This is a genomic window from Tanticharoenia sakaeratensis NBRC 103193, assembly GCF_000963885.1.
GTDB classification, from domain to species: domain Bacteria; phylum Pseudomonadota; class Alphaproteobacteria; order Acetobacterales; family Acetobacteraceae; genus Tanticharoenia; species Tanticharoenia sakaeratensis.
The window spans coordinates 194,555-206,516 of sequence record NZ_BALE01000017.1 but is presented as its reverse complement, the minus strand read 5'-3'; the positions used below and the strand labels follow the sequence as shown (position 1 = coordinate 206,516).

Sequence of the window (11,962 nt, the reverse complement as noted above, 5' to 3'; positions counted from 1 at the left end):
AAGCAGCAGGATATGAACCGGATTAACGTGGAACGGCTCTAGAACGTTGCGTGGACGGTAAACGAGATGAAGGCCGGCATGCCCGGCATGCCGTCGCTGTATTCCGCCGTGCATCCGTAATTGCTGACGGCGTTTCCGGCGAATCCTGTAAATCCGGCCGGGTTGGTCTTGAAGGTGCCGCAGGATGCGGGGGAGATCTGTTGGTACTTGTACTGCCAGTAGAACGTGTTGAAGAGGTTCTGAACGTTGAAATCGAAGTTCAACTTCTTCAGTGGTCCGATGTTCTTGACCGGCATGTCGTAATTGACGTCGAGGTTGAAGATCACATACGGCGCGATGCCGCCGCTGTTGCTCGTGACCGTGGAGCCCGACAGGATGCTGTAATAGTCGTAGGTTCCATACTTGTACGGAATACCCGGCAGCGTCCCGAGGTTTTCGAAACCGGTCAGATCGGTGGTCGTATACTGGTGTCCGACGTAGCGGCCGGTGAGGTTCACGTTCAGATGGTCGTCGTGCAGGAACGTGTTCTTGCGCTGATAGTCGACACCGAACTGTGCAAGCCAGGTCGGGATGCCCGAGACATGATCGCCCCGCAATGCATAACCGAACTGGTCTTCCTGAACCGTCACGTCGGCAAGGTAGGTTTTCAGATAACGCGTGCTGTTATGTGAGAAATTGCCGAACAGCTGCCAGTTCGGCGTGACCTGCCATTTGATCTGCGCTTCCTCGCCGCGCATCAGACGCTGGCCCGCATTGGTGTAGAGGGAGTATCCCGCGTACGGACCGGTCTGGTATGAAAAATAGCCGAAATCGCGGTCTACTTTCTGATAATAGTAATCAGCCGAGATGCTGAGATTGCCGGTGTTGTACTGAACGCCGCCTTCATACATATGCACGATGGATGCGCTCGGAACGGTACCAAGCAGCGTCGGGGAATAATCGCTCACCGGTGCGTAAAGTGCCGAGTTCGCAGCGCTTCCGTAAACGGAGAGCCCCTTCAGCAGTGGCGAGATCCGGTCGAAATCATAGGCGATGTTCACGAACGGGAGCCAGTTATGGTCCCATTTCTCGCCCGTATAGCTGCCATAGGCGCAGCTGTAGCTCTGGCAATATGCGCTCGCCGTCGCAGCCGCCGAGACCTGGCCGCCATAGACATATCCCTGCTTGTCCTCGGAATACGTGCCCTGGTACGTCACGCCCGGCGTGATGTGCAGCGTGTTGTGCAGCAGGTCGATCTTGTCCTGAAGATACCAGGTGTAGATGTCGCGCTGATAGCCGCCGCTGTAGGCCGTCTGCTCCTCATATACCTGCGCCTGAGGCGAAATGCCGAGATAGGTCGGCATGTCGTTCTGCGTTGCCTTGGCGATCAGCGCTCCGGTGTGAATGGTATTCCGGATGCCCCAGAATGTCGGCAGCAGGATCGAGAGACGCGGCTGGATGCCGTACGTATCCGTGTGGGTCGAACTGATGTTGTAGTTGTATCCGCACGGGCTTGTCTCACCCGCCGCCGCAAACGCATTGCGAACGGATGCCGGGCAGTATTTGCTGTTGTTGAACAGGGCGTTTCCGTCATAGGTCGTGACGCCAGGCTGATAGAAGTAGCTCCCATAGCCGTAGTAGCTCTGCTCGCCGAACCCCGCGATCGTCTGATTGAACGGGTTGATGCCGTCGACCGCTGCCGAGCCCGCGCCGCCGTCGGGCGAGAACAGGGTGGGATTTGCGTAAGTTTCCGTCGTGCTGTTGGTGTAGCGGTAGAATGTCGTCAGGCCTGCACTGACATAGTCGTTGATGTACGTGTCGTCCTTCAGCATCAACGTGAAGTAGTCGTTGTTCTGACGCATGAATTCCTGGTCAGGGGAATAATTCGAGAAGTTGCCGTTCTGCTGCTGGTAGGCTGATGGAATGGGTTCGGGCGTTACAAGGCCGGAGCCGGTATTATAAAGGACGGTTGCCTGGAACATCGACTGGCCATCGTCATACGGCTTGTCCAGCGCGAACTCGAACGAGTTGTAACGCGCAGGCGTGTAGTCGATGTACCCCTTGGTCTGTTCGTTGTCGTATTGAAGCATCGCGCGCGGAGCATCGACGCCTTTGCCCAGCACGCCATCCATTCCGCCCGTATCGAGCTTGAATCCTTCGGTGAAGGTTCCGAACGACGCAACCTGCCCGAACACGTCCAGACCGAACTTCTCGGACGGACGCAGCGAATGATACTCGAGTGTGCCGCCGATCGTCCCGAACGTTGCATGGTCCGGATATGCGACGCCCGGATACACCGAAACGCCCGCGATCTGGTATTGCGTGAAATAGGCGCCCACGACATTGCTCAGATAGCTGCCTGAGCCGCCGTACAGAAGATCCTGCATGGGCACGCCATCAAACGTCGAGGCAACTTCAAGCCCGCGTGTGCCGCGGATCGAGTAGACCGGCTCGTTCATGCCGATGCCCTGCTGGTAGCTGAACACCGACGGCGCATTGCGCAACAAGGTGACGATATTACCGGCCGAGCTGTTCTGACGCACCTGCGCCGTCCCGATTTCAGTCACCGCGGAGGGCGAATCCTTTTCGCGCTGCATGCGCCGCTGCGCGCGCACCAGAATGGATTCTGTCCTCCCCTGCTGGGTCGCTGACGTTTCGGTCGTGGTGGACGTCGATGCAGCACGCGCGGGACGGTGCGGCGTCCCATCCTGCGTAGTCGTGGACACTGTCTGCGCCATTGCGCGCGGCAACGGCATCATGGCGAGTATCGTGGCACTCATCAGGGTGCACCGCAGCACCCGGCGATGGGCATACAGTCGAACGGCGGATTTGCCGCCAGCAATCTCTCGCAGAACGTTCATGGCGCCTCTTGAAGCACGTGTTTTCGGAATCGGGTCCGTAATGACGTCTTTATGTCTGCTTCAATTCAGGGCGAACAACATGGTTTATGAGGCTGTCGCGCGAGTTACATGAAGTCGTTGCCGATTTGCCATATCAACTGTATCGATTTTTATTAAAAGAAAACTATAGTTATATTTGAATGTGTTCGCTCATTTTGTGAAACGGCAGGATACATGGTGTCACGTCAGGCAAAGCCTGCGTCACACGGTTTTCGGGCGACGTCGCGCGGACGCAATCAGCCCATCCGAATGTCTGGACGCTCGCACGAGGGCCTCACATCCGGACGATCCTGCAACGGCCGGCTGTCAAAACTCGCGGCGTGCATTCGCGGGCGTACATGGACGCGCCTGTGCTCCCGAGCTGCTTCCCGGGGTGCAGATGCGCGCTTCTAGAAATGTCGTTGGGGAGCGCAGTCTTCAGGCGGGACAGCGGCTCATCACCGCGTCCTGCGTTGCGCAGTCAGACGCCCTGTAGCGGCGGCGGGACGCGCGCAGCCGCGAGAGCCTGCGCCTGGCGTTCGGCCAGTGCGTCCACGTCGAAATCCGCGACCAGTTCGCGGAACATCTCGCTCCAGTTCAGGCGTGCACCCAGCCGGAGGAAGACGCTCCCCAGCCCGATGGCCGAACGGTCCACCAGTACGAACTGACGCGGCAGCTCAACACCACCCGTTCGCTGCAGGCCGGAATAGACACGCTCCATGACAGCCCGGCCTTGTGCCGGGTCATTGCTTTCCTGAATGGAGTGCGCATCGTCCCGGAGCAGCGGCCCGTAGATGAAGCTCGCCCATTCGTTGAGCACGAGCGACGTCTCGCGCGAGATGCCGCGAAAACCCCAGGCCTCGTAGGCGTGGAACGCCCGGTCCTCGTCCTTGTCGCGCAGGGCGAAATAGAGATCGATGATCCCCTTGACGAACGACGGCTCGAAGACCCGGATCGCTCCGAAATCGAACAGGTTCAGCCCGTAGTCGTCCCGCACGGTGAAATTGCCCATGTGCGGGTCGCCATGGATGACGCCGTAACGATACAGCGGCACATACCATGCCTTGAACAGCGCACGCGCCATGGCGTTGCGCTGCTCCTGCGTGGGATTGGCGTCCAGCACCGTTTTCATGCCGCGCCCGCTGACCCAGTCCATCGTCAGAAGGCGCTTGGAGGAGACGGCCTCGACCGGTGCCGGGACCTTCACGTCCGGGGCGTCGGACAGCATGTCGCGATAGAGCCGCAGATGGGATGCCTCGCGCTCGTAATCGAGCTCTTCCCGCAGGCGCTCCGCCAGTTCCGCGAAGACCTGATCCTGTCGGATTGCGGTGGAGAACCGGTTGAACAGCGACAGGGCCGTCCGGAACTGGCGCAGGTCGGATTCCACGGCAGCGTGCATGTCAGGGTATTGCAGCTTGCAGGCAACCGGACGGCCGTCAGCCAGAATGCCACGATGCACCTGTCCCAGGCTCGCCGCCGCGACGGCCTCGTGGCTGAAAGAGCGGAAATGCTTCTCCCACCCGGCACCAAGCTCGGTCGTCATGCGACGGCGCACGAAGCTCCAGCCCATCGGGGGCGCATTGGCCTGCAGTTCGGCCAGTTCGTTCGCGTATTCCTCCGGAAGGGCGCCGGGGATGGTCGACAGAAGCTGGGCACCCTTCATGAGGGGGCCCTTGAGGTTGCCGAGCGCGCCGCGCAGATCGCCGGCATGAACCGACTTGTTGGTCTTGATTCCGAGGCGGTTGCCGGCAAAGCGGGCCGCCATGCCGCCGACCGCGCCGGACGTGCGGGCCATGCGCGTCAGTTCGCCGAACAGACCGCTCTTGTCCATGCTGCTACGATCATTCATGAGCGTCGCTGCCCTGCTCCAGTTCGTCGATGAAGCCCGAGATCACGTCGAGGCCGCGTGCCCAGAAGCCAGGGTCCGACGCATCAAGCCCGAACGGCGCCAGAAGTTCCTTGTGGCGCAGGGTGCCGCCCGCCTCGAGCATCGCGCGGTATCGTTCCGCAAATCCCGGCGCGCCTTCGCGATAGACACCGTACAGCGCATTCACGAGGCAGTCACCGAACGCATAGGCATAGACGTAGAACGGCGAATGAACGAAATGCGGGACGTAGGACCAGTAGAGGTCGTAATCCGGCGTGAATTCGAAGGCCGGACCGAGGCTCTCGGTCTGAACCTCGCGCCAGATCTCGCCGATCCGGTCGCTCGACAGTTCGCCCTTTGCACGTTCATCGTGCAGTCTTGTCTCGAAGCAGTAGAAGGCAATCTGACGCACGACGGTGTTCAGCATGTCCTCCACCTTGGACGCCAGGAGAAAGCGTCGTCTGGCGGGATCGGTCTGCGCATCGAGCAGCGACTGGAACGTCAGCATCTCGCCAAAGACGGAAGCCGTCTCCGCGAGCGTCAGCGGCGTGCCCGAATTGAAGTAGCCCTGCCTGGCTGCCAAAACCTGATGGATGCCGTGACCGAGTTCATGCGCGAGCGTCATGACATCGCGTGCCCGACCACGATAATTCATCAGGATATAGGGATGCGCGGATGGCACGGTCGGATGGGCGAACGCACCTGACGACTTGCCGGGAACAGGGGCCGCATCGATCCAGGGACGATCGAGGAAGGTCCCGGCAATCGTCCCAAGCGCAGGGTCGAACCCGGTATAGGCCGTGCGGACGATGCGCTTGGCCTCGTCCCAAGCAATCGCGCTGTCGTCCGAGCCCGGAAGCGGCGCGTTGCGGTCCCAGTGCTCCATATGCTCGAGGCCGAGCCAGCGGGCCTTCATCCTGTAATAGCGGTGCGACAGGCGCGGATAGGCGTCGCGCACGGCGGACACGAGCGCGTCCACCACGCTGTCTTCCACCATGTTGCCGCGATTGCGGCTCGAGCCCGGCCGCTCGTAGCCGCGCAGGCCGTCGCCGATCGCCTTGTCCTTGGCGAGCGTATTGGTGATCAGCGTCAGCAGCCGCGACTGGGCGCCAAGGCATGCGCTGATCTCGCGCGCCGCTGCCTCGCGCACGCTCCGGTCCCGGTCCGTCAGACGATTGAATGCGACATCCAGCGGCTTCGTTTCGCCATCGAGCGTCACCGTCATCTGCGCCATCGTCTCGTCGAACAGACGCGTCCAGGCCGAGCGGGCCGTGACGGATTTCTCCATCAGCACGCGCTCGACCTCGTCGGACAACTGATAGGGGCGGAAGACGCGCAAATCCCGCAGGAACGGCCGCCAGTGCGCCAGCGCGGGGTCGGCCAGCTTCCCATCCAGATCGGCATCGTCGATGCGATTGAGTTCCAGCGTGAAGAACAGCAGATGCGCCGAGATATCGGTCATCCGCTCGTTGATCGTCTGCTGGAACCGCCCGACGGCGGGATCGGCGGTGTTTGCTGCAAACAGGAGCTGCGCATAGGACGCGATCCGGCCCAGATCCTCGTCGATCCGCTCATACTCGCCGATCGCCTCGGCCAGTTGTGCCGGCGTGGCCCCTGCGAGACGGCCCTTCCATGCATCGGAAAAGGCCCGCGCCCGCACATCGCCGGCCTTCAGATCGGCCTCGATGCGCGGGTCATCCGGGCTCGCGTAGAGGTCCGAAAGGTCCCACCGCGGCAGATCCGCCGGGGTGGCCGCCTCACCGCGCTCGGCGGCGATATCGAATATCCTGCTCATGGGATGAACCTAGTCCTTACGCGCGTCATGCGAAAGCACTTGCCGCTGCATCGTCCTGTTGTGTAAACACAACAATTACGGGAGGCCGAGCTGTATAACCGCATCGCAAAGTTCAGGACGGCACGCGGCCTGTCGCGCAACACACTGGCCGAGGCGGTTGCGGTCAACCGCCAGACAATCGGCTATCTCGAACGCGGCGATTACAAGCCGAGCCTGGAGCTCGCGATGAAGATCTGCCGCGTGCTGCAGCAGGAGGTGGAAGCGGTGTTTTCACTCGATCCATTCGACCCGGTACCCGCTCACGTCCGCCGCATGAAGGAGCGACAGGCAGGAGGCGACCAGTGACCCCGGAGCCGGCGCCTGGAGCTTGGGATCATCCGGAACGTTCGATCGGAGCGCGGTTCGACCGCGCCGTGCGCCCGGTCGCGCCCCTCCTGTCGTTTCTCGGCGCGTGTTTCGCGCCCCCCAGGATACCCGAACTCCGTTTTCAGCCGCTTCTAATGCTGCTGGTCGAAATCGGCCTGATCATCGTCGCCGTGGAAATGCCGACCCGTGATCTGGCGTTCACCGTGTCAGCCCTGATGGTGCCGAACCTGTGGGCCAGCGGGTGCGCGGCGCGACTGGCCCGGGCCATCCCGGTTCCCGATGAGCGCGAACGCGCGGTATGGCGCCGTGCCCGGGAAGCGGGACTCGTGACGGCGCTCGGCGTGTGCGTCTGCGCGGCATTCGGAGCACTTGTGGCGATCGTCCTTGAGGAATCGGCGGGTCGGACGTCCTTTCACGAACGTCCGGTCTTCCTGCTCCTTGGACTTGTCTACGTGCTGCCCGTCGCCTTCAGTGTGCCACGCCTGCTCGTGATCGGCTGGTCCACGCCGCGCGTCGAAGACTGACGGCGCCGTGCCCTGTCATGCAGAGAGCTGGGCCGTATCTTCCTGCTCGAAGCCGATGATTTTCGCGTAATCGGTCGGCACGATCTGCCAGAATTTCGGCAGAGCCCGGTCCCAGTGATGCAGGAGCTCGGCGGCATAGGCGCTGCCTGTCTCCTGCACGTGCCGTTCGACCAGCGTGCGGAGTTCATCAGCCCAGCGACCACCCGATACACGACGCCAGAGCACGGTATCGGGATTGATCTGCGCCTCGAACGTACCGGCCTCGTCGTAGACGAAGGCCATGCCGCCCGTGAAACCGGCCCCGAAATTGTCGCCGCAGCGCCCGAGGATCACGACCGTGCCGCCCGTCATGTATTCGCAGGCATTGGAGCCGCAGCCTTCGACCACCGCCGTCGCCCCCGAGTTGCGCACGGCAAATCGCTCGCCCGCCTGTCCCTGAGCGAACAGGTAGCCGTCCGTGGCGCCATACAGCACCGTGTTGCCTATGATCGCGTTGTCCTGGCTGGCCAGACGCGCCGATACCGGCAGCCGCACGACGATGGTCGCGCCCGACAGGCCCTTGCCGACGTAGTCGTTGGAATCTCCGACGACCTCGAGCTTGATTCCCTGCACCGCGAACGCGCCCAGCGACTGCCCGGCCGAACCGCGCAGGCGCAGGGTCAGATGATCCGGCGCCAGCGTCTTCATCCCGAAGCGCCGCGTGATCAGGGACGACAGACGCGTGCCGATCGCACGGTGCGTGTTCTGCACCGTGTAATGCAGTTGCATCTTCTCGCCATGATCGAACATCGGCCTGGCGTCAGCAATGATCTGCGCGTCGAGCGTCTCGGGCACCTCGTTGCGGCCCTCGCGCGTGCAGTAGCGCGCATGCCCGCCCGGATCGGCCTGCACCAGCAGCGCATTGAGATCCAGATCGTCCAGCCACTCCGAACCACGGCTGACCTGACGCAACAGATCCGTGCGCCCGATGATGTCCTCCAGCTTGCGGAAACCCAGTTCGGCGAGGATGTTGCGCACGTCCTCTGCGATGAACGAGAACAGGTTGATGACCTTCTCGGGCGTACCTTCGAACTTCTTGCGCAGTTCCTCGTCCTGAACGCAGACGCCGACCGGGCAGGTGTTGGAATGGCACTGCCGCACCATGATGCAACCCATGGCGACGAGCGATGCGGTGCCGATGCCGAACTCCTCCGCCCCCAGCATGGCTGCGATGACGACGTCGCGTCCGGTCTTGAGGCCGCCGTCGGCCCGAAGCGTCACGCGATGACGCAGCCGGTTGAGCATCAGGACCTGATGCGCCTCCGACAGCCCCATCTCCCATGGCAGACCCGCATACTTGATGGAGGATTGAGGGCTGGCACCCGTGCCACCGGAGTGGCCGGAGATCAGGATCGCATCGGCCTTGGCCTTGGCGACGCCTGCCGCGATCGTGCCGATCCCGCTGCGCGCCACCAGCTTCACGGTGACCATCGCATCCGGGTTGATCTGCTTCAGATCGTAGATGAGCTGCGCCAGATCCTCGATCGAATAGATGTCGTGATGCGGCGGCGGCGAGATCAGGGTCACACCGGGCGTTGCATGACGCAGCTTGCCGATCAGCTCCGTCACCTTGAAGCCCGGAAGCTGTCCGCCCTCACCCGGCTTCGCACCCTGTGCGACCTTGATCTCGATCTCGCGGCAGTCGTTGAGATACTGCGCGGTCACGCCGAAGCGGCCCGATGCGACCTGCTTGATCGCGGACGACGCATTGTCGCCATTCGCACGCGACTTCGCACGCGACGCGTCCTCACCGCCCTCGCCCGAGTCGGACTTCGCGCCGATCCGGTTCATGGCGATCGACAGCGTCTCGTGCGCCTCGGGGCTCAGGGCGCCGAGCGAAATGCCGGGCGCGACCAGACGCCTGCGAAGCTGTGTGATGCTCTCGACTTCATCCACCGGGATCGGAGCATGGGTCGAGCGGAAGTCGAGCAGGTCGCGCAGCGCCACCGGCGATGCACGACGCACGGTATCCGCATAGCGGCGATAAAGCGTGAAGCTGTCGGTCGCGACGGCCGTCTGCAGCATGTGCACGGCATTGCCGTCGAATGCATGCACTTCGCCGGCACGACGCAGCTTGTAGAAACCGCCGACCGGCAGCGCTTCCGCAGCTCCACGCCATGCGGCGTCGTGCCCCTCCAGCACATCACGGGCGAGCCCGACGAGGCCGATGCCCGAGATGCGCGACGGCATGCCGGGAAAGAACTCGGCGACCAGCGAGCGGGACAGGCCGATCGCCTCGAAATTGTAGCCACCGCGATAGCTGGCGATGATCGAGATGCCCGACTTGGACATGATCTTGAGCAGACCCTTGTCCACGGCCTGACGATACCGCTCGACCGCCTCGCGCAGGCCGATCGGACCGAACAGGCCGCGCCGCACGCGCTCGGCGATGCATTCCTGCGCAAGGTACGGATTAACCGTCGTCGCACCCACGCCGATCGTCACTGCAATGGCATGCACGTCCAGCGCATCCGCCGAACGCACGTTGAGCGACGTGAACGTCCGCAGGGACTGCCGGACGAGGTGAATGTGAACGGCGGCCGTCGCCAGGATCATCGGGATTGCGGCCTGTTCGGCGCACTGCCCTTCATCCGTCAGGAACAGATGCGTGCAGCCGCCACGCACATGGTCCTCGGCCTCGCGCCGGATCCGCGCGATCGCATCGCGTAGCGCGCCCTCGCCCCCCTTGCTCGGGAACGTGCAGTCGATCGTCGCTGCATCGCGTCCGCAGAACGAGCGCAGGGCCGCGAACTCGCCCGTGGTCAGCACCGGGCTGGGCAGACGTAGCAGATCGCACTGTGTAGGGGACTGTTCGAGGATATTCCCGAGATTGCCCAGCCGCGTCACGAGGCTCATGACGCGTGTTTCGCGCAGGCTGTCGATCGGCGGGTTGGTGACCTGGCTGAAGCCCTGCCGGAAATAATGCGCAAGCCCGCGATAGAAGCCCGACAGAACCGCGAGCGGCGTGTCGTCGCCCATCGAGCCGATGGCTTCGGCCTTCGTCGCCACCATCGGATGCAGGATCGTCTCCAGCTCCTCATGCGTGATGCCGACCGCGCGCTGACGGCGGCGCAGGTTGTCGGGCTCATACAGTGTCGGCTCGGTGACATCGCCGCGTACGACCGCGCTGATGTCCTGGATGCGACGCACCCACGCACCGAAATCCTGCCGCGTGGCCAACATGTCGAGCACGGCTTCCGGCTGCAGGAGCGCGCCCGTCGTCAGATCGAGCGCCAGTGTCTCGCCCGGCCCGAGGCGCCCGCGATGGCGGATTTCCGAATCCGGGACGCGGACCATGCCGGTCTCGGAACCCACGATCAGCAGGTCGTTCTGCGTCGTGCTCCAGCGCAGGGGACGCAGTCCACCGCGATCGAGGCCCGCCACGACCCATCGGCCGTCCGTGCCGCAGATCGCGGCCGGACCGTCCCACGGCTCCATGACGGCATGACCGTAGGACAGGAGGTCGCGATGGGCCTGCTTCATGGCCGAATTGCCGCCGACCGATGCGGGGACCATGAGGGTCTTCGCCATAGGCGCGTCGCGCCCGGCAAAGGTCAGCAGTTCGAACACGTTGTCGAACATGGCCGTGTCCGACCCGTTCGCCTGAACGACCGGCTTGAGGTCGTCCATGTACGGGTCGAGCCCCGGATCCGCGAGCCGCGTCTCATGGCTCCGCATCCAGTTCACGTTACCCGAGATCGTGTTGATCTCGCCGTTATGGGCAATGCGGCGGAACGGCTGGGCCAGCTTCCAGGTCGGGAACGTGTTGGTCGAATACCTCTGGTGATAGATCGCGAACCGCGAGACGAACCGGTCATCCAGCAGGTCCGGGTAGAAATCGGTCAGGTTCTCCGCCAGGAACATGCCCTTGTAGATGACCGAACGGCATGACAGCGAGCAGATGTAGAGGTCGATCTGGCTCTGCACCACCGCGCGCTCGACCCGTCGGCGGATCACATACAGATCGCGCTCGAACTCTTCCTCGCTGCGGCCCAGACGGTTGCGCACGAGGATCTGCTCGATCTCGGGCCGGGTCGCATTGGCCTTTTCGCCGATGCAGGCGGTATTGATCGGCACTTGGCGCCAGCCATAGATCGCATGGCCAAAATCCAGGATCTCGGTCTCGATGATCTGCCGTCCGCGCTCCTGTGCTGCGAGATCGGTCTTCGGCAGGAACACCATGCCGATTGCAATTACGCTGTCGACGTCCTCGTCACCCGCCGAATGCACGGCGGCGGCAAAGAAATCCTGCGGGATTTCGACATGGATGCCGGCGCCGTCTCCGGTCTTGCCGTCGGCATCGACCGCGCCGCGATGCCACAGGGCCTTGAGCGCTTCGATGCCGGCGACCACGACATCCCGACGGCGCGCACCGTCGAGAGACGCGACCAGACCGACGCCGCAGGCATCGCGTTCCTGCGTCGGATCATAAAGGCCTTCGAGCCGGGCCACGTTGGCATCCCACTCGGTCACGAAATCAGTGCCGGCAGCGGCGTTCGTCATCTCGTCCATG

6 protein-coding genes are annotated in these 11,962 nt (G+C 63.0%); 2 read left to right on the top strand and 4 right to left on the bottom strand.

The annotated features are described in order from the left end of the window. Positions 1-38: 38 nt before the first annotated feature. The 3 genes from B8446_RS08135 to B8446_RS08125 all read right to left on the bottom strand — a co-directional run bounded on the left by B8446_RS08135 (position 39) and on the right by B8446_RS08125 (position 6,520). Positions 39-2,840: a TonB-dependent receptor gene (locus tag B8446_RS08135; protein ID WP_241767697.1), complete on the bottom strand. Its 2,802-nt coding sequence runs from the start codon at positions 2,838-2,840 to the stop codon at positions 39-41. Positions 2,841-3,339: 499 nt separating this feature from the next. Next, positions 3,340-4,689 (bottom strand): ABC1 kinase family protein, encoded by a 1,350-nt coding sequence (locus B8446_RS08130; protein WP_241767696.1) that lies wholly within the window; start codon positions 4,687-4,689, stop codon positions 3,340-3,342. Positions 4,690-4,699: 10 nt separating this feature from the next. Further along, the gene (locus tag B8446_RS08125; protein WP_048848827.1) at positions 4,700-6,520 is read right to left on the bottom strand and encodes a M3 family oligoendopeptidase; all 1,821 of its coding nucleotides are present in this window, start codon (positions 6,518-6,520) and stop codon (positions 4,700-4,702) included. 90 nt (positions 6,521-6,610) lie between these two features. Here B8446_RS08125 and B8446_RS16720 point away from each other — a divergent pair, with 90 nt between their 5' ends. Both B8446_RS16720 and B8446_RS08115 read left to right on the top strand, forming a co-directional pair. Further along, positions 6,611-6,865: a helix-turn-helix transcriptional regulator gene (locus tag B8446_RS16720; RefSeq protein WP_084712176.1), complete on the top strand. Its 255-nt coding sequence runs from the start codon at positions 6,611-6,613 to the stop codon at positions 6,863-6,865. Then, a complete protein-coding gene (locus B8446_RS08115; protein ID WP_148505904.1) occupies positions 6,862-7,410 on the top strand; it encodes a zinc ribbon domain-containing protein in 549 nt (182 codons plus the stop codon). The genes B8446_RS16720 and B8446_RS08115 overlap by 4 nt, the downstream gene beginning before the upstream one ends. Before the next feature lie 15 nt (positions 7,411-7,425). On the opposite strand, the gene gltB is transcribed toward B8446_RS08115, so the two are convergent. Continuing rightward, positions 7,426-11,961 (bottom strand): glutamate synthase large subunit, encoded by a 4,536-nt coding sequence (gene gltB / locus B8446_RS08110; RefSeq protein WP_048848825.1) that lies wholly within the window; start codon positions 11,959-11,961, stop codon positions 7,426-7,428. Position 11,962 lies beyond the last annotated feature (1 nt).